We start from the raw sequence: 19001 nt of genomic DNA on the forward strand, positions 1-19001 counted from the left end.
TGTCATCACTTGAAGCGATGGACGTTCGACAGCTGCTTGTTGACGCTGAAGTTCTTGCGGTAGATCAGTGCCATCTTGCCGATGACCTGAACCAGATCCGCTTTGCCGACCTTGCAGAGCTCTGCAATGGACGCCAGGCGCGATTCGCGATCGAGGATGTTGAGCTTGATTTTGATCAGCTCGTGATCCGCCAAAGCGCGTTCGAGTTCGGCTAACACACCTTCAGTCAAACCATTGTCTGCCACAATCAAAACCGGTTTCAGATGGTGGCCAATGGATTTGTACTGTTTCTTCTGCTCTTGAGTGAGCGGCATAATCTGACCCCTGCGTCTGATCTTGTAAAAAGCGGCGGCCAGTTTACCCGAGCGAGTCCGGGACCGCCCAGTTAATCACGACCCGTTTTATTTCCGAGGTATCCCGTGGCCCGTTCCAAGACAAGCCTTAACTGGCTGAAAGAACATTTCAACGACCCATTCGTCAAAATGGCACAAAAAGACGGGTACCGTTCCCGCGCCAGCTACAAACTGCTGGAGATCCAGGAAAAGGACCGTCTGATCCGCCCGGGCATGAGCGTAATCGACCTTGGTGCGGCCCCCGGTGGGTGGTCCCAGGTGACCAGTCGTCTGATTGGTGGGCAGGGGACACTGATCGCTTCTGACATTCTGGAAATGGACAGTATCCCGGACGTAACCTTCATTCAGGGCGACTTTACCGAGGATGCCGTGCTGGCTCAGATCCTCGATGCCGTCGGAAATAAGGAAGTAGACCTTGTGATTTCCGACATGGCCCCCAATATGAGTGGATTACCGGCCGTGGACATGCCGCGAGCGATGTTCCTGTGCGAGTTGGCACTGGATCTTTCGACGCGGGTGCTCAAGCCCGGTGGTGATTTTTTGATCAAGATCTTCCAGGGCGAAGGCTTCGACGAATTCCACAAGAGCGTTCGCCAGCAGTTCGAGAAGGTGCAGATGCGCAAACCGACCTCGTCGCGCGACCGTTCTCGCGAGCAGTACCTGCTGGGCCGCGGTTTCCGCGGACGCAGTGAGGAATGAGTGAGTTTTCGATCGGGGTGATAGGATTTTTGTATTACGCCTTGTCAGAATTAGCGAATATTGTGTAGGAAGTGTTTCACAAAGGGTTACAGACGGCGCCTGCCAAGTTGTAGGTAATGTAGTAAGTTAGGCCGGTGAATATCATGCGAAGCGCGCGCCAGTAGCGGAGCTTGCTTCAGAGGGTAGTTAATTGAACGATATGGCAAAGAATCTGATCCTGTGGTTGATCATCGCGGCTGTCCTGGTGACGGTGATGAACAACTTCTCCAGCCCTAACGAGCCGCAGACCCTCAACTATTCCGACTTCATCCAGCAGGTCAAGGATGGCAAGGTCGAACGCGTGGCGGTTGATGGCTACGTGATTACCGGCAAGCGCAACGATGGCGACAGCTTCAAGACCATTCGCCCGGCGATCCAGGACAACGGCCTGATCGGTGACCTGGTGGATAACCACGTCGTGGTTGAAGGCAAACAGCCTGAACAGCAAAGCATCTGGACTCAACTTCTGGTCGCCAGCTTCCCGATCCTTGTGATCATCGCTGTGTTCATGTTCTTCATGCGGCAGATGCAGGGCGGTGCCGGTGGCAAGGGCGGGCCGATGAGCTTCGGTAAAAGCAAGGCGCGCCTGCTCTCCGAGGATCAGGTGAAAACTACCCTGGCTGACGTTGCCGGTTGCGACGAAGCCAAGGAAGAAGTCGGTGAGTTGGTCGAGTTCCTGCGCGATCCGGGCAAGTTCCAGCGCCTGGGTGGCCGCATTCCTCGCGGCGTGCTGATGGTTGGTCCTCCAGGTACCGGTAAAACCTTGATTGCCAAGGCGATTGCCGGCGAAGCCAAAGTGCCGTTCTTCACCATTTCCGGTTCCGACTTCGTCGAAATGTTCGTCGGTGTCGGTGCCAGCCGTGTTCGCGACATGTTCGAACAGGCCAAGAAGCACGCTCCATGCATCATCTTCATCGACGAAATCGATGCGGTCGGTCGCCATCGTGGTGCTGGCATGGGTGGTGGTCACGACGAGCGCGAGCAGACTCTCAACCAGTTGCTGGTCGAGATGGACGGCTTTGAAATGAATGACGGCATCATCGTGATCGCCGCAACCAACCGTCCTGATGTACTGGACCCTGCGTTGCTGCGTCCAGGCCGTTTCGACCGTCAGGTTGTTGTGGGGCTGCCGGACATCCGTGGTCGCGAACAGATTCTCAAGGTTCACATGCGCAAAGTGCCAATGGGCGACGACGTTGCTCCGGCCGTGATCGCTCGTGGTACTCCAGGCTTCTCCGGTGCTGACCTGGCCAATCTGGTGAACGAGGCATCGTTGTTCGCTGCTCGTGCCGGCAAGCGCATCGTCGAAATGAAAGAGTTCGAACTGGCCAAAGACAAGATCATGATGGGCGCCGAGCGCAAATCCATGGTCATGTCCGAGAAAGAAAAGCAGAACACCGCTTATCACGAAGCCGGCCACGCCATTGTTGGTCGCGTCGTACCTGAGCATGATCCGGTGTACAAGGTGTCGATCATCCCGCGCGGTCGTGCGCTGGGTGTAACCATGTTCCTGCCGGAAGAAGATCGTTACAGCCTGTCCAAGCGTGCGTTGATCAGCCAGATCTGCTCGCTGTACGGCGGTCGTATCGCTGAAGAAATGACCCTGGGCTTCGATGGCGTGACCACCGGTGCCTCCAACGACATCATGCGCGCCAGCCAGATTGCGCGGAATATGGTGACCAAGTGGGGTCTTTCGGAAAAACTCGGTCCGTTGATGTATGCCGAAGAAGAGGGTGAGGTATTCCTCGGTCGCGGCGGCGGTGGTCAGAATGCAAGCTTCTCCGGTGAGACAGCCAAGCTGATCGACTCCGAAGTGCGCAGCATCATCGATCAGTGCTATGGCACGGCGAAGCAGATTCTCACGGACAACCGTGACAAGCTCGATGCGATGGCCGATGCCTTGATGAAGTACGAGACAATCGATGCCGAGCAGATCGACGACATCATGGCGGGTCGTACGCCTCGCGAGCCGCGCGATTGGTCGGGTGGCACGGGTACTTCCGGCACCCCTCCGGTGGTGCAGGATGAGCGTCCGGAAACACCGATTGGCGGTCCTGCTGCTGACGTATAAGGTTTGAAATGACTTCTGTTCAGTCCTCGACCCGGTTGCCTTGCGGCAACCGGGTTCTTGATTTGGCCCAGACGCATGTCATGGGCATTCTCAATGTCACTCCTGATTCTTTCTCCGATGGTGGTCAATACAGCCAGCTCGACGCGGCCATGCGCCACGCCGAAGCCATGGTTGTGGCCGGCGCGACGCTGATCGATGTCGGTGGCGAATCCACCCGTCCTGGTGCCAGGGCGGTGTCGCCACTGGAAGAGCTGGAGCGCGTAGCGCCCATTGTCGAGCGCATCAGTCGCGAACTGGACGTCATCATCTCGGTCGACACCTCCACGCCAGCGGTCATGCGTGAAACTGCGCGCCTGGGTGCCGGGCTGATCAATGACGTACGTTCGTTGCGTCGCGATGGTGCCCTGGATGCTGCGGCGGCCACCGGGTTACCGGTTTGCCTGATGCATATGCTTGGAGAGCCAGGCGATATGCAGGACAATCCGCAGTATCAGGACGTTACAAGGGAAGTCGGTGAGTTTCTCGCCGAACGCATGCATCAGTGTTCATTGGTGGGAATTGCGGCTGAGCGGATCATTCTTGACCCCGGCTTTGGCTTCGCCAAAACCTTGCAGCACAATCTGAGTTTGTTCAAACATATGGAAGCCCTGCATGCCTTGGGGCGACCCCTGTTGGTCGGGGTTTCGCGAAAGAGCATGATTGGTCAGGCGTTGAATCGTCCGGTGGGAGACCGGCTGTATGGTGGTTTGGCGCTCGCGGCGCTGGCTTCGGCGAAAGGTGCGCGTATATTGCGCGTCCATGATGTAGCCGAAACAATGGATGTGGTGCGGATGATCGCCGCAGTGGAATCAGCCGAATAAGAATGATGGAGCACTTATGAGCAAAAAATATTTTGGCACCGATGGTATTCGTGGGCGTGTCGGTGAATACCCGATTACTCCTGATTTCATGCTCAAGCTCGGCTGGGCTGCAGGTATGGCGTTCCGCAAGATGGGCGCCTGCAAGGTATTGGTAGGTAAGGACACCCGGATCTCCGGCTACATGTTCGAGTCCGCGCTTGAAGCGGGACTGACGTCGGCAGGTGCTGATGTGATGCTTCTGGGGCCTATGCCGACCCCGGCGATTGCTTACCTGACGCGTACCTTCCATGCCGAAGCTGGCATCGTGATCAGTGCGTCGCACAATCCGCATGATGACAATGGCATCAAGTTCTTCTCCGGCAATGGCACCAAGCTGCCGGATGAGGTCGAGCACATGATCGAAGAGCTGCTCGATACCCCAATGACTGTGGTTGAGTCGAGCAAGATCGGCAAGGTGTCGCGAATCAATGACGCGTCGGGTCGGTATATCGAATTCTGCAAGAGCAGTGTGCCGACCGGTACCAGCTTTACCGGCCTCAAGATTGTGATCGACTGCGCCCATGGTGCGACCTATAAAGTGGCGCCGAGTGTGTTTCGTGAGTTGGGTGCCGAAGTCGTGGTCTTGTCCGCGCAGCCCAACGGTTTGAATATCAATGACAACTGCGGCTCGACCCATATGGGGCAACTGCAGGCCGCTGTGCTGGCTGAACACGCCGATCTGGGTATCGCCTTCGATGGTGATGGCGACCGGGTGTTGATGGTGGATCACACGGGGGCCATCGTCGATGGTGATGAGTTGCTGTTCATCATTGCTCGCGACCTGCATGAGCGAGACAAGCTGCAAGGTGGTGTAGTCGGTACACTGATGAGCAACCTGGGATTGGAGTTGGCCTTGGCCGACCTGGGGATTCCATTTGTCCGCGCCAATGTTGGTGATCGTTATGTGATTGCTGATCTGCTGGAGCGTAACTGGCTGGTCGGTGGCGAAAATTCGGGTCATATCGTTTGCTTCAATTACACCACCACTGGTGATGCGATTATCGCCGCGTTGCAGGTGCTGAAGGCGTTGAAAGCCCGTGCGCAAGGTTTGGCTGAAGCTCGTCAGGCGCTGCGCAAATGCCCTCAGGTGCTGATCAATGTGCGATTCGGTGGCGGCGCAAACCCACTCGACCATCCGTCGGTCAAGGAAGCCAGCGAGCGTGTGACCAAGGCCATGGCGGGTCGGGGGCGCGTGCTGTTGCGCAAGTCCGGAACCGAACCGCTGGTGCGTGTGATGGTCGAAGGCGAAGACGAAACGCAGGTTCGTGGCTATGCCGAAGAGCTGGCAAAACTGGTTACTGAAGTTTCTGCCTGAATTCGGCTTGCCAGCCATGATTGTGTTGGGTAACATCTGCGCCCACTTTGACCGACGAGGTACAGCATGCGTCGCCCTATGGTAGCTGGTAACTGGAAGATGCACGGTACCCGCGCCAGCGTCGCTGAGCTGATCAACGGCCTTCGTGACTTGGCCTTGCCGAGCAGTGTTGATGTCGCGGTATTCCCGCCTTTCCTGCATATCAATCAAGTGATTGATGGCCTGGAAGGAAAGTCGATTTCGGTCGGCGCGCAGAATTCTGCGGTGGAATCCGGGCAAGGTGCGTTGACTGGTGAAGTTGCAGCGAGTCAGTTGGTGGATGCAGGTTGTTCCCTGGTACTTGTCGGGCACTCCGAACGCCGCCAGATCATGGGCGAGCAGGACGCAGTGCTGATCCGCAAGTTCGCAGCGGCACAGGCATGTGGCTTGATTCCGGTGTTGTGCATAGGGGAAACCCTTGAGCAGCGTGAAGCCGGAAAGACTCTTGAGGTTGTCTCGCGTCAGCTGGGCAGTATCATCGAGGAGCTGGGTGTCGGTGCCTTTGCCAAGGCAGTGATCGCTTACGAGCCGGTCTGGGCCATTGGCACCGGGCTGACTGCAACGCCACAACAGGCGCAGGATGTGCACGCAGCCATTCGCGCCCAGTTGGCGGCAGAGAATTCTGAGGTCGCACAAGGTGTGCGGCTTCTATACGGCGGCAGCGTGAAGGCGGCCAATGCGGTCGAACTGTTCGGCATGCCGGATATCGATGGGGGCCTGATTGGTGGGGCTTCCCTGAATGCAGATGAGTTCGGTGCGATTTGTCGCGCCGCGGGAAACTGAAAAAATGCTGGAAACAGTCGTAGTCGTTTTTCATCTGCTGGGTGCATTGGGCGTAGTAGCTCTGGTTTTGCTGCAGCAGGGTAAAGGTGCGGATGCTGGCGCGTCTTTCGGAGCAGGTGCTTCAAATACTGTGTTCGGAAGCCAAGGTTCCTCTACCTTTCTTAGTAAGTTTACTGCTATACTTGCCGCAGGTTTTTTCATAACCAGCTTGGGGTTAGGTTACTTTGCTAAAGAGAAGGCTCACCAGCTGACTCAAGTAGGTCTCCCAAATCCAGCGGTACTGGAAGTTCCAAAGCAACAACCGGCTTCTGATGATGTCCCGGTGCTTCAAGAGCAAAAGTCGGCTACCCCAGCGACTGACGTGCCTCCAGCTCAAGAGCAGAAGTAAGAAGGGTTCCAAACGTAGTATTGCCGAGGTGGTGGAATTGGTAGACACGCAACCTTGAGGTGGTTGTGCCCATAGGGTGTAGGGGTTCGAGTCCCCTTCTCGGTACCAATTAGTCAGGAGAGCCCGCTGTTGCGGGCTTTCTTGCAGGTGGAAGGTTACATTGACCCTGTAGGGGATCGGTCGTATACTTCCGCCCCAGCTTTGTCGCGGGGTGGAGCAGTCTGGTAGCTCGTCGGGCTCATAACCCGAAGGTCGTCGGTTCAAATCCGGCCCCCGCAACCAGTTTAAGGAGCCCCTTTTAAGGGGCTTTTTGTTAGCTGGACACTTTCAACGCCGCTGTTCGACGGCGTTTCAAGGATGGGCGTTTCGCCCATTTTTTTATTTTGCATAGCATGCACATACATGCACTAGGGGGTTCAGGTGTCGAGCAAGCTAGAAGAGTTGCAGGCCTTGCTGGCCCCGGTGGTCGTGGCCCTAGGCTATGAATGCTGGGGTATCGAGTTTTCGGCTCAGGGTCGTCACTCGATGTTGCGCGTTTATATCGATAAAGAAGGCGGCGTGCTGGTGGACGATTGCGCCATCGTCAGCCGTCAGATCAGCGGTGTGCTGGATGTTGAAGATCCAATTTCCGTTGAATACACCCTTGAAGTTTCCTCGCCTGGCATGGAACGCCCGCTGTTCACTCTTGAGCAGTTTGCAAAATTTGCCGGTGAACAAGTGAAGATCAAGCTGCGCTCGCCTTTTGAAGGACGACGCAACTTTCAGGGCCTTCTGCGCGGCGTAGAAGAGCAGGATGTCGTGGTGCAGGTAGAAGACCATGAGTTCCTGTTGCCGATCGATATGATCGACAAGGCCAACATTATTCCCAGTTTTGACTGAGGCGTGCCAGATACTGCGGATCCCGCGGATCCAATGGCTTGCGAAAGGCGAGGCGTACGATGAGCAAAGAAGTACTGCTGGTTGTTGAGTCGGTATCCAATGAAAAGGGCGTACCGGCAAACGTTATTTTTGAAGCGCTGGAGCTGGCTCTGGCCACTGCTACCAAAAAGCGTTTCGAAGACGAAGTTGATTTGCGTGTGGAAATCAATCGCCACACTGGTGCATACGAGACATTCCGTCGCTGGACGGTCGTCGAAGAAGCAGACCTGGACGATCCGGCCATCGAAACCTGGCCGAGCAAGGTTGCCGAAACGCATCCTGGCGCCAAGGTCGGTGATGTCGTAGAAGAGAAAATCGAGTCCATCGAGTTCGGCCGCATCGCTGCACAGACTGCCAAGCAAGTCATTGTGCAGAAAGTTCGCGAAGCCGAGCGCGCTCAGGTGGTTGACGCTTACCGCGAGCGCCTGGGTGAAATCATCTCCGGCACCGTGAAAAAAGTCACCCGCGACAACGTGATCGTTGATCTGGGTAACAACGCTGAAGCGTTGCTGGCTCGTGAAGACATCATTTCTCGCGAAACTTTCCGGGTTGGCGTGCGTCTGCGTGCGCTGCTCAAGGAAATCCGCACCGAGAACCGCGGCCCGCAGTTGATCCTGTCGCGCACCGCGCCGGAAATGCTGATCGAGTTGTTCCGCATCGAAGTGCCGGAAATTGCCGAAGGCCTGATCGAAGTGATGGCTGCGTCCCGTGATCCGGGTTCGCGCGCCAAGATCGCCGTTCGCTCCAAGGACAAACGCATCGACCCGCAGGGCGCTTGCATCGGTATGCGCGGTTCGCGCGTCCAGGCAGTGTCGGGTGAGTTGGGCGGTGAGCGTGTTGACATCGTTCTGTGGGACGACAACCCGGCTCAGTTCGTGATCAACGCCATGTCCCCGGCCGAGGTTGCGGCAATTATCGTTGACGAAGATGCCCACGCAATGGACATCGCCGTTGGCGCAGACAATCTGGCTCAGGCCATCGGTCGCGGTGGTCAGAACGTGCGTCTGGCTAGCCAGTTGACTGGCTGGACCCTGAACGTGATGACCGAATCGGACATCCAGGCTAAACAGCAAGCAGAAACCGGCGACATCCTGCGCAACTTCATCGACGAGCTGGAAGTCGACGAAGATCTGGCGCAGGTGCTGGTGGACGAAGGCTTTACCAGCCTGGAAGAGATTGCCTACGTACCGTTGGAAGAAATGCTCAACATCGACGGCTTTGACGAAGACACCGTCAACGAGCTTCGCGCTCGGGCCAAGGATCGCTTGTTGACTAAAGCCATCGCTACTGAGGAAAAGCTGGCAGACGCCCATCCGGCCGAAGACCTGCTCTCGCTTGAGGGTATGGACAAGGATTTGGCGATGGAACTGGCGGTGCGCGGCGTAATTACCCGCGAAGACCTGGCCGAGCAGTCTATTGACGACCTGCTCGACATCGACGGCATTGACGATGATCGTGCCGGCAAGTTGATCATGGCCGCCCGAGCCCACTGGTTCGAGTAATTAGGCGCGGCCTGAGGAGAGAAGTGCATGACGCAAGTCACGGTGAAACAACTGGCCGATGAGGTCAAAACACCGGTAGAGCGCCTGTTGCAGCAGATGCGTGAGGCAGGTCTGCCGCACACCGCCGCCGAAGAACATGTGACTGACAGTGAGAAGCAATCGTTGCTGACTCACTTGAAAAGCAGCCACAAGGCGAAAGTGGAAGAACCACGCAAGATTACGCTGCAGCGTAAAACCACCAGCACCCTGCGGGTTGCTGGCAGCAAAAGCATCAGCGTTGAAGTACGCAAGAAGAAAGTCTTCGTACAGCGCAGCCCGGAAGAAATCGAAGCCGAGCGCAAGCGTGAACTGGATGAACGTCGCGCAGTAGAAAATGCTGCTCGTCAGAAGGCTGAAGAAGAAGCCAAGCGTCGCGCCGAAGAAGAAGCGCGTCGCCAGCCTGCTGCTGCGCCGACCGCTCAAGCCGTACCTGTTGCAGCGCTTGCTGTGGTGGCCGAGCCAGTTCGCGAAAGCGCACCGGTTGTGGCAGCCGCTCCAGCTCCTGCGGCCGATACCCGCAAGCGCGACGAACAGCGTCGTCCGGACAAGCCACGTGCCGACGACAACAGTCGTCGCGGTAGCGGCGATGGCGAGCGCAAAAACGCTCCGCATCGTGCTTCGGTCAAGGAAAAGGCGCCGGCTCCACGCGTCGCCCCACGTACTACCGACGAAGAAAGCGATGGCTTCCGTCGTGGTGGTCGTGGCAAGGCCAAGCTGAAGAAGCGCAACGCCCACGGTTTCCAGAGCCCGACCGGCCCTGTCGTGCGCGAAGTGAAGATCGGCGAGACCATCACTGTTGGCGATCTCGCCCAGCAGATGTCGGTGAAGGCTGCTGAAATCATCAAGTTCATGTTCAAACTGGGTACTCCAGCGACCATCAACCAGGTACTGGATCAGGAAACTGCTCAACTGGTTGCCGAAGAGCTGGGCCACAAAGTGACCCTGGTCAGCGACACCGCCCTGGAAGATTCCCTGGCCGAGTCCCTGAAGTTTGAAGGCGAGGCAGTTTCCCGTGCACCAGTCGTGACCGTAATGGGCCACGTTGACCACGGTAAGACTTCCCTGCTCGACTACATCCGTCGTGCCAAGGTAGCTGCTGGCGAAGCCGGCGGTATCACCCAGCACATCGGTGCGTACCACGTTGAAACCGACCGTGGCATGGTGACGTTCCTCGACACCCCTGGTCACGCCGCGTTTACCGCAATGCGTGCCCGTGGTGCCAAGGCGACCGACATCGTGATCCTGGTGGTGGCGGCGGACGACGGCGTGATGCCGCAGACCATCGAAGCTGTTCAGCATGCCAAGGCCGCGGGTGTTCCGCTGGTCGTCGCGGTGAACAAGATCGACAAGCCGGGCGCCGATCTCGATCGCATCCGTAGCGAATTGTCGGTTCACGGCGTGACGTCGGAAGAGTGGGGTGGTGACACGCCGTTCGTACCGGTCTCGGCGAAGATGGGTACTGGCGTCGACGAACTGCTCGAAGCTGTTCTGCTGCAAGCCGAAGTCCTGGAACTGACCGCAACTCCGTCGGCTCCTGGTCGTGGCGTCGTGGTTGAATCCCGTCTGGACAAGGGCCGTGGCCCGGTGGCTACCGTTCTGGTTCAAGACGGTACCCTGCGTCAGGGCGACATGGTCCTGGTCGGTTCGAACTATGGCCGCGTTCGCGCCATGCTCGACGAGAACGGCAAGCCAATCAAGGAAGCCGGTCCGGCCATCCCTGTCGAGATCCTCGGCCTGGACGGTACCCCGGATGCTGGCGACGAGATGAGCGTGGTTGCCGACGAGAAGAAAGCCCGTGAAGTGGCTCTGTTCCGTCAAGGCAAGTTCCGCGAAGTCAAACTGGCTCGCGCTCACGCCGGCAAGCTGGAAAACATCTTCGAAAATATGGGTCAGGAAGAGAAGAAGACGCTCAACATCGTCCTCAAATCCGACGTCCGTGGTTCGCTCGAAGCGTTGAACGGTGCCTTGAACGGCCTGGGTAACGACGAAGTGCAAGTGCGCGTGGTCGGTGGCGGCGTCGGTGGTATCACCGAATCCGATGCCAACCTGGCACTGGCCTCCAACGCTGTACTGTTCGGCTTCAACGTGCGTGCCGATGCCGGCGCGCGCAAGATCGTCGAGCAGGAAGGTCTGGATATGCGTTACTACAACGTGATCTACGACATCATCGAAGACGTCAAGAAAGCCCTGACCGGTATGCTCGGCAGCGATGTTCGCGAGAACATCCTGGGTATCGCCGAAGTGCGTGACGTGTTCCGTTCGCCGAAGTTTGGCGCGATCGCCGGTTGCATGGTTATCGAAGGTGTTGTGCACCGTAACCGTCCAATCCGTGTACTGCGTGAAGACATCGTTATCTTCGAAGGCGAGCTGGAATCCCTGCGCCGCTTCAAGGATGACGCTTCCGAAGTACGTGCCGGCATGGAATGCGGTATCGGCGTGAAGAGCTACAACGACGTTAAAGTCGGTGACAAGATCGAAGTCTTCGAGAAGGTGCAGGTTGCTCGCAGCCTCTAATTCGCGCACTTCAGGAGCCGTGACGGGTCGTCGCATGCAAATGCGCAGTTCGTCACCAGGACTCTAAACGCAACGCCCGGTCTGGCTTTTGTCAGGCCGGGCGTTTGCCGCTTTCAGACCTCACGGGTTTCACCGTGGGGCAGTAACAGGTAACAAGACATGGCAAAAGAATATAGCCGTACCCAACGCATCGGCGATCAGATGCAGCGTGAGCTGGCACAACTGATCCGTCGTGAAGTCAAAGACCCGCGCGTCGGCCTGGTCACCATTACCGCAGTGGAAGTCAGCCGTGACGTCGGTCACGCCAAGATCTTCATCACCGTGATGGGGCAGGACAGCGCCGAAGAAATCGCACAAAGCATCAAGGTGCTCAACTCCGCCGCCGGTTTCCTGCGCATGCAGCTGGCTCGCGAGATGAAGCTGCGCAGCGTTCCACAGCTGCACTTCCACTACGACGAAAGCGTCGTGCGTGGTGCGCATCTGTCGGCATTGATCGAGCGCGCAGTGGCTGAAGACAATCAGCATCCGGTTGCGGCAGAAGCCGAAGACACCAAGGAGTAATCGGTGGCTCAGGTCAAACGTATCCGTCGTAACGTCAGCGGCATTATCCTTCTCGACAAGCCGCTGGGGTTCACCTCCAACGCGGCCTTGCAGAAGGTTCGCTGGTTGCTGAACGCCGAAAAGGCCGGTCATACCGGCAGTCTCGATCCCTTGGCCACCGGCGTGTTGCCGCTGTGCTTCGGCGAAGCCACCAAGTTCTCGCAATACCTGCTCGACTCCGACAAGGGTTATGAAACCCTGGCGCAACTGGGCAAGACCACCACCACGGCGGATGCCGAAGGTGAAGTTTTGCAGGAGCGCCCGGTGACCGTTGGTCGCCCCGATGTCGAGGCGGTACTGCCGAAATTTCGTGGGCAAATCAGTCAGATACCGCCGATGTACTCGGCGCTCAAGCGTGATGGCCAGCCGCTGTACAAGCTGGCGCGTGCAGGCGAAGTAGTGGAGCGCGAACCGCGTTCTGTTACTATTACGCGCTTGGAATTGCTGGCCTTCGAAGGTGATACTGCGCGGCTGGCGGTGGATTGCACTAAAGGCACCTATATCCGCACCCTGGTGGAGGATATCGGTGAGCAACTCGGTTGTGGTGCTTACGTTGCAGAACTGCGACGTACCCAGGCCGGGCCATTCACCCTGGCGCAGACGGTTACCCTCGAAGAGCTGGAAGCGGTACATGCCGAAGGCGGCAACGAAGCGGTCGATCGCTTCCTGATGCCATCGGACAGCGGCCTGCTGGATTGGCCACTGTTGCAGTTCTCGGAAGCGAGTGCGTTCTACTGGCTCAACGGCCAGCCGGTACGTGCCCCGGATGCTCCGAAGTTCGGCATGGTGCGGGTACAGGATCACAATGGTCGCTTCATCGGTATCGGTGAAGTGAGCGAAGACGGGCGCATCGCGCCGCGTCGACTGATTCGGTCAGAATGACCGGAAACCAGCTTGTGTCAAAGCAGGCTGGCGAGGGTGGCTGTCAACAGGCACGGTCACTACTCATTTTTAGATACAGGGATTTGTCCCTGGCCTGTTGAAACTGTTTTTCTGAAACAGTTTCCTGATAAAAGGATTGCCTCATGGCTCTCGACGTTCAAGAAAAAGCTCAAATCGTAACTGACTACCAGCAAGCTGTTGGTGACACCGGTTCGCCAGAAGTGCAAGTTGCACTGCTGACCGCCAACATCAACAAGCTGCAAGGTCACTTCAAGGCCAACGGTAAAGACCACCACTCCCGTCGTGGTCTGATCCGCATGGTTAACCAGCGTCGTAAGCTGCTGGACTACCTGAAAGGCAAGGATCTGGGTCGCTATCAGACTCTGATCGGTCGCCTGGGTCTGCGTCGCTAATAAGCGATTGCGCTAGAGGTTGGTTGTCTGTCGTGCACCAGTGGGTTTCCCGCCGGTGCATGGCAGGCTCCCAGCCTCAAGTTTTATCTGGATACCTGCTTTGCCTGAGTAACACCTGGACAAACCAGTCGGGCCGATTCCCGGCGTTGCCCAAGAATTTCGCAAGAAACCAGTTCCCCCAAGAGCCACAAAGAAGGTAGGACACCGTGAACCCGGTAATCAAAAAATTCCAGTTCGGTCAGTCGACCGTTACCCTCGAGACTGGCCGTATCGCCCGTCAGGCCTCCGGCGCAGTATTGGTCACCGTTGACGACGACGTCAGCGTATTGGTGACCGTAGTCGGTGCAAAACAAGCCGATCCAGGCAAGGGCTTCTTCCCTCTGTCTGTTCACTACCAGGAAAAGACTTACGCTGCCGGTAAGATCCCTGGCGGTTTCTTCAAGCGCGAAGGCCGTCCTTCCGAGAAAGAAACCCTGACTTCCCGACTGATCGACCGTCCGATCCGTCCGCTGTTCCCGGAAGGCTTCATGAACGAAGTGCAGGTTGTCTGCACCGTCGTTTCCACCAGCAAGAAGACCGATCCGGACATCGCTGCGATGATCGGTACCTCGGCTGCCCTGGCGATCTCCGGCATTCCTTTCGATGGCCCGATCGGCGCTGCCCGCGTTGCGTTCCACGAAAGCACCGGCTACCTGCTGAACCCGACTTACGAGCAACAGGCTGCTTCCAGCCTGGACATGGTCGTTGCCGGTACTTCGGACGCTGTGCTGATGGTTGAATCGGAAGCCAAAGAGCTGACCGAAGACCAGATGCTGGGCGCGGTACTGTTTGCTCACGACGAGTTCCAGGTTGTGATCAACGCTGTTAAAGAACTGGCTGCCGAAGCTGCCAAGCCAACCTGGACCTGGGCTCCTGCGCCAGAAGCCACCGAACTGCTGGGCGCTATTCGTGCCGAGTTCGGCGAAGCGATCTCCCAGGCCTACACCATCACCGTCAAGGCCGACCGTTACGCTCGCCTGGGCGAGTTGAAGGACCAGGTCGTTGCCAAGCTGTCCGGTGAAGAAGGCCAGCCTTCTTCCAGCGAAGTCAAAGCCGCTTTCGGCGAAATCGAATACCGCACCGTTCGCGAAAACATCGTTAACGGCAAGCCACGTATCGACGGGCGCGACACCAAGACTGTACGTCCGCTGAACATCGAAGTCGGTGTTCTGCCGAAGACTCACGGTTCGGCCCTGTTCACCCGTGGTGAAACCCAGGCCCTGGTAGTCGCGACTCTGGGCACCGCCCGTGACGCACAGCTGCTGGACACCCTGGAAGGCGAGAAAAAAGACCCGTTCATGCTGCACTACAACTTCCCTCCGTTCTCGGTGGGCGAGTGTGGTCGCATGGGGGGCGCTGGTCGTCGTRAAATCGGTCACGGCCGTCTGGCCCGTCGTTCGGTTTCGGCCATGCTGCCTGCCGCTGACGTGTTCCCGTACACCATCCGCGTGGTTTCGGAAATCACCGAATCCAACGGTTCGAGCTCGATGGCTTCCGTTTGCGGCGCTTCCCTGGCCCTGATGGACGCCGGTGTGCCGATGAAGGCGCCGGTTGCCGGTATCGCCATGGGTCTGGTTAAAGAAGGCGAGAAATTCGCCGTCCTGACCGACATCCTGGGTGACGAAGACCACCTGGGCGACATGGACTTCAAGGTAGCCGGTACCGCCAAAGGCGTGACCGCGCTGCAGATGGACATCAAGATCAAGGGCATCACCGAAGAGATCATGGAAATCGCTCTGGGCCAAGCCCTGGAAGCGCGCCTGAACATCCTCGGCCAGATGAACCAGATCATTGGCCAGTCGCGTACCGAACTGTCGGCCAACGCTCCGACCATGATCGCGATGAAAATCGACACCGACAAAATCCGTGATGTCATCGGTAAAGGCGGCGCGACCATTCGTGCGATCTGTGAAGAGACCAAGGCTTCGATCGACATCGAAGACGACGGTTCGATCAAGATCTTCGGCGAAACCAAGGAAGCGGCAGAAGCTGCTCGTCAGCGCGTTCTGGGCATCACCGCTGAAGCCGAGATCGGCAAGATCTACGTTGGCAAGGTTGAGCGCATCGTCGACTTCGGCGCATTCGTCAACATCCTGCCAGGCAAGGACGGTCTGGTTCACATCTCCATGCTGAGCGACGCTCGCGTCGAGAAAGTGACCGACATCCTGAAAGAAGGCCAGGAAGTGGAAGTACTGGTACTGGACGTGGACAACCGCGGCCGTATCAAGCTGTCCATCAAAGACGTGGCAGCAGCCAAGGCTTCGGGCGTTTAATCGCGCCTCACGCCTGACCGCTTCAACGTTGTAAAAAATGCCCCGCCGTGAAAACGAAGGGGCATTTTTTTGTCTGCAGGAAATTGAGACGTTCCGGAAGTTGCCTGCCTCTGAAGTCAGTGCTAGGTTTAGCCCACCGCCCGTGTAGCTCAGCCGGTAGAGCAGCGCACTCGTAACGCGAAGGTCGCAGGTTCGATTCCTGTCTCGGGCACCAGCAAGACTTGTTTTCAGATGATCCCGAATGGTTCTGAAGGCCAGACAAACCGCGCTTTATACGGTTTTTTGCGTCAGAGAGATCCTTGATGATCCAGATCCATCTTCCATTCCCCAGATCAACGAGAACGCCATGACAATAAAAGAATTGACCCAAGAAGCCAGACACGAAGAAGCACTGAAAAAGTACATGCTGGATGTGCCGGATCTGATGGAAGAGATCAAGGACCTGAGTGCCGATGATCAGAAGGACCAGATTCAGTGGGCGTTTGAGGATGAAGCCGAAGCCCAGGGCTTGCAGCCGTGGGAGTTGAGCCTCAAATACACCTCGACACCAGAAGAGTACGAGACAGAACGCCTGAAGCTGCATAAAGAAGCGGCCGAGGTGCTAGGTGTCGAGTGGGAAGAGTACTGCGAGATGAACAATCTGGTGGTTTGAACAAAAACGCCAGCCTCAATGGGGCTGGCGTTTTTCATTGCACAAGAGCGATCAGATGCTCAGGCGCATCGAAAGGTCTACAGCCTTCACATCCTTGGTCATCGCACCGATCGAAATGTAATCCACCCCGGTCCGGGCAATCGGCAGCAACGTACTTTCGTTGATCCCGCCGCTGGCCTCCAGTTTGGCCTTGCCGGCATTCAGGCGCACGGCTTCGCGCATATCGTCCAGGCTCAGTTCGTCGAGCATGATGATGTCGGCACCGGCCGCCAGCGCTTCTTTCAGTTCATCCAGGCTTTCCACTTCAATCTCGACTGGTTTTCCCGGGGCGATCTTGTGCGCGGCGGCTATGGCCTGGGCGATGCCGCCGCTGGCGGCGATGTGGTTTTCCTTGATCAGGAAGGCGTCATAAAGGCCGATGCGGTGGTTATGGCAACCGCCGCAGGTCACGGCGTACTTTTGCGCCAGGCGCAGCCCCGGTAGCGTTTTACGAGTGTCGAGCAGTTTGACCTGAGTCTCGGCCACGAAGTCCGCCAGGTATTGCGCGCGGGTCGCCACGCCGGAGAGCAATTGCAGGAAGTTCAGGGCGCTGCGTTCGCCAGTCAGCAGTGAGCGTGCAGGGCCTTCGAGGTGGAACAGCACCTGGTTGGGCGTCACCCGTTCACCGTCGGCAACCTGCCAGTGCACCGCCACCCGTGGATCCAGTTGCCGAAACACGGCATCTACCCAGGCGGTGCCGCTGATGACGGCCGCGTCGCGGGTAATGATGGTGGCTTTGGCCAGGCGTTCAGCCGGGATCAACTGCGCGGTGATGTCGCCGCTGCCGATGTCTTCGCGCAACGCACGGCGCACGTTGGCTTCGATTTCGGCGGTCAGATCGGCGAGACGTAGATTCGGCATAATGGACTCCACAAACAAAGTGGCTCGATTATAGGGCCATGGCAGCGACCAACCCAAGGCATCAGCGCGTTACATTGGTGCTGGCGCCTGCATTTGGTCGAATCCCTGTCGTTGTCGGCGTAGGCCGTCGATTCCGAACAAACGCCAGTTTGAGATCGGCAACCTCCAGCGCCTCAATCGCGGCAAGTGATCGCGCCCCGGGGGATTATCACGGCATACTGTGTCAACTCAGTCGATGTCGAAGGAATATGTATGCAGTTGGACCCCGCGAGCGGTTGGATTCAGGGTGTGCATGTCTGCCCCTCACCCAACTTCAATGCGCGCCCCACAGGCGAAATTTCCCTGCTGGTGATCCACAACATCAGCCTGCCACCGGCGCAGTTCGCCACCGGTAAGGTGCAGGAGTTTTTCCAGAATCGTCTGGATGTCACCGAACATCCCTATTTTGAAGGGATCGCGGATTTGCGGGTGTCCGCGCACTTTCTGATTGAGCGTGACGGTACCGTCACTCAGTTCGTTTCATGCCTTGAGCGTGCTTGGCATGCGGGTGTTTCGAGCTTCGAGGGACGGGAAACCTGTAACGATTTTTCCGTGGGCATCGAACTGGAAGGCACGGATGATCAGCCGTTCACCGACGCGCAATACAGCGCGTTGACAGCCCTGACCCGCCAGTTGCAGCAGGCGTTCACGGCAATCACCACAGAGCGCATCTGCGGGCACAGCGACATTGCACCGGGGCGCAAAACCGATCCAGGGCCGGCGTTCGACTGGGCACGCTATCGTGCCGCCCTGGCACAAGAGGAAGGACGATGAGTTTTCTGGTGTTGCTGTTGGCGGTGTGGATCGAGAAGTTCTCGGCCTTGCGTCATCGGGTTCAGCGTGACAGTGGCTGGACACAGGAGCTGAACAAGCTTGAGGCCAGCCCGCGACTTTCGGGCCGGCCCTGGCTGGTGTTGTCGGTACTGGTCTTGTTGCCGGTGGCGTTGCTGGGTTTGCTGCTGGTCATCATCGAGCCGGTGGCCTACGGGTTGCTGGCGTTGCCGATTCATTTGCTGGTGGTGATTTACAGCCTGGGGCGCGGTGATCTGCTGGGCGATCTCGGGCCGTTCCGCGATGCCTGGCGTCGGGAGGACCTGCAAGCAGCAGCCCATGTCGCCAAGCGCGATCTGGACATTTGCGCCGACAGTGGCGAGCAACTGCTGGAACAGGTCGAAGGGCATTTGCTGTGGGAGGCCTACCATAGTTTTTTCGCGGTGATTTTCTGGTACTTCCTGTTGGGTCCGGTCGCCGCGCTGAGCTATCGGTTGCTGGCGCTGGCCGAAGAACACGGAAAAAACCCGGCGGTGGTCGAACGCGCCGGGCAACTGCGTCACGCCTTCGACTGGGTGCCGGTGCGTCTGCTGGCGGCGAGCCTGGCATTGGTCGGCAATTTTGTCGCGGTCAGCCGGGTCATGCTGCATGAGCTGCTGAACTGGAACATCAGCGCCGCGCAATTGATCGTGAAAGTCGGGCTGGTGGCCGGTGAAATTCCGGCGCCGGTGGCTGGCGCAGAAGGTATCAACAACCTGGACCGCATCTGGGAACTGCTGCTGCGTGCCGCAGTGCTCTGGTATGCCGGGTTTGCGCTGTGGACGGTCCTGCCTTAGCGCTGTAGTCAGAAATCAGAGCAAGCTCCCTCGCCAC

Annotated in this window: 18 protein-coding genes and 3 tRNA genes; 19 read left to right on the forward strand and 2 right to left on the reverse strand. The window is 57.8% G+C overall.

Annotation, left to right across the window (positions count from 1 at the left end; translation table 11 throughout):
- Window positions 1-5: 5 nt before the first annotated feature.
- Entirely contained in the window at window positions 6-314 is a 309-nt protein-coding gene (locus AC1DXW_RS06620) for a YhbY family RNA-binding protein (protein ID WP_007942889.1), read from the reverse strand.
- 105 nt (window positions 315-419) lie between these two features.
- On the opposite strand from AC1DXW_RS06620, the gene rlmE reads away from it, so the two are divergent.
- The 17 genes from rlmE to AC1DXW_RS06705 all read left to right on the forward strand — a co-directional run bounded on the left by rlmE (window position 420) and on the right by AC1DXW_RS06705 (window position 16418).
- On the forward strand, window positions 420-1052 hold the full coding sequence (gene rlmE / locus AC1DXW_RS06625; protein WP_429368067.1) for a 23S rRNA (uridine(2552)-2'-O)-methyltransferase RlmE: 633 nt from the start codon (window positions 420-422) through the stop codon (window positions 1050-1052).
- Window positions 1053-1251: 199 nt separating this feature from the next.
- Window positions 1252-3162 (forward strand): ATP-dependent zinc metalloprotease FtsH, encoded by a 1911-nt coding sequence (ftsH, locus tag AC1DXW_RS06630; protein ID WP_057398827.1) that lies wholly within the window; start codon window positions 1252-1254, stop codon window positions 3160-3162.
- 8 nt (window positions 3163-3170) lie between these two features.
- Window positions 3171-4022: a dihydropteroate synthase gene (gene folP, locus AC1DXW_RS06635; RefSeq protein WP_477759858.1), complete on the forward strand. Its 852-nt coding sequence runs from the start codon at window positions 3171-3173 to the stop codon at window positions 4020-4022.
- A gap of 16 nt (window positions 4023-4038) precedes the next feature.
- Window positions 4039-5376: a phosphoglucosamine mutase gene (gene glmM, locus AC1DXW_RS06640; protein ID WP_477752813.1), complete on the forward strand. Its 1338-nt coding sequence runs from the start codon at window positions 4039-4041 to the stop codon at window positions 5374-5376.
- Window positions 5377-5442: 66 nt separating this feature from the next.
- Window positions 5443-6198: a triose-phosphate isomerase gene (tpiA, locus tag AC1DXW_RS06645; protein ID WP_477752812.1), complete on the forward strand. Its 756-nt coding sequence runs from the start codon at window positions 5443-5445 to the stop codon at window positions 6196-6198.
- A gap of 4 nt (window positions 6199-6202) precedes the next feature.
- Window positions 6203-6586 carry a preprotein translocase subunit SecG gene (gene secG / locus AC1DXW_RS06650; RefSeq protein WP_017336473.1) on the forward strand — a complete coding sequence of 128 codons (384 nt, stop codon included), beginning with the start codon at window positions 6203-6205 and terminating at the stop codon, window positions 6584-6586.
- 22 nt (window positions 6587-6608) lie between these two features.
- Window positions 6609-6694: transfer RNA gene (locus AC1DXW_RS06655), tRNA-Leu, on the forward strand.
- A gap of 97 nt (window positions 6695-6791) precedes the next feature.
- Window positions 6792-6868 (forward strand) — tRNA-Met (locus AC1DXW_RS06660).
- 138 nt (window positions 6869-7006) lie between these two features.
- Entirely contained in the window at window positions 7007-7465 is a 459-nt protein-coding gene (rimP, locus tag AC1DXW_RS06665) for a ribosome maturation factor RimP (protein ID WP_007973115.1), read from the forward strand.
- A gap of 59 nt (window positions 7466-7524) precedes the next feature.
- Window positions 7525-9006 carry a transcription termination factor NusA gene (gene nusA / locus AC1DXW_RS06670; RefSeq protein WP_008057419.1) on the forward strand — a complete coding sequence of 494 codons (1482 nt, stop codon included), beginning with the start codon at window positions 7525-7527 and terminating at the stop codon, window positions 9004-9006.
- A gap of 27 nt (window positions 9007-9033) precedes the next feature.
- Window positions 9034-11559 (forward strand): translation initiation factor IF-2, encoded by a 2526-nt coding sequence (infB, locus tag AC1DXW_RS06675; RefSeq protein WP_477759859.1) that lies wholly within the window; start codon window positions 9034-9036, stop codon window positions 11557-11559.
- A gap of 159 nt (window positions 11560-11718) precedes the next feature.
- Complete coding sequence (gene rbfA, locus AC1DXW_RS06680) at window positions 11719-12120, forward strand: 30S ribosome-binding factor RbfA (protein WP_007973108.1); 402 nt, start codon at window positions 11719-11721, stop codon at window positions 12118-12120.
- 3 nt (window positions 12121-12123) lie between these two features.
- Window positions 12124-13041, forward strand: a complete 918-nt coding sequence (truB, locus tag AC1DXW_RS06685) for a tRNA pseudouridine(55) synthase TruB (protein ID WP_046038714.1) — start codon at window positions 12124-12126, stop codon at window positions 13039-13041.
- 143 nt (window positions 13042-13184) lie between these two features.
- On the forward strand, window positions 13185-13454 hold the full coding sequence (gene rpsO / locus AC1DXW_RS06690; protein ID WP_347910535.1) for a 30S ribosomal protein S15: 270 nt from the start codon (window positions 13185-13187) through the stop codon (window positions 13452-13454).
- Between the two features lie 206 nt (window positions 13455-13660).
- Entirely contained in the window at window positions 13661-15766 is a 2106-nt protein-coding gene (gene pnp, locus AC1DXW_RS06695) for a polyribonucleotide nucleotidyltransferase (protein WP_477759860.1), read from the forward strand.
- Window positions 15767-15904: 138 nt separating this feature from the next.
- Window positions 15905-15980 (forward strand) — tRNA-Thr (locus AC1DXW_RS06700).
- A gap of 132 nt (window positions 15981-16112) precedes the next feature.
- Window positions 16113-16418 carry a DUF6388 family protein gene (locus AC1DXW_RS06705; protein ID WP_477752821.1) on the forward strand — a complete coding sequence of 102 codons (306 nt, stop codon included), beginning with the start codon at window positions 16113-16115 and terminating at the stop codon, window positions 16416-16418.
- A 51-nt stretch (window positions 16419-16469) separates the two neighbouring features.
- Here AC1DXW_RS06705 and nadC read toward each other — a convergent pair whose 3' ends face one another.
- Complete coding sequence (gene nadC, locus AC1DXW_RS06710; protein WP_477752810.1) at window positions 16470-17318, reverse strand: carboxylating nicotinate-nucleotide diphosphorylase; 849 nt, start codon at window positions 17316-17318, stop codon at window positions 16470-16472.
- 252 nt (window positions 17319-17570) lie between these two features.
- Here nadC and ampD point away from each other — a divergent pair, with 252 nt between their 5' ends.
- A complete protein-coding gene (ampD, locus tag AC1DXW_RS06715; RefSeq protein WP_477752809.1) occupies window positions 17571-18131 on the forward strand; it encodes a 1,6-anhydro-N-acetylmuramyl-L-alanine amidase AmpD in 561 nt (186 codons plus the stop codon).
- A complete protein-coding gene (ampE, locus tag AC1DXW_RS06720; RefSeq protein WP_477752808.1) occupies window positions 18128-18964 on the forward strand; it encodes a regulatory signaling modulator protein AmpE in 837 nt (278 codons plus the stop codon). The genes ampD and ampE overlap by 4 nt, the downstream gene beginning before the upstream one ends.
- Window positions 18965-19001: the final 37 nt, after the last annotated feature.

This window comes from Pseudomonas sp. P4_C4 (assembly GCF_056402055.1).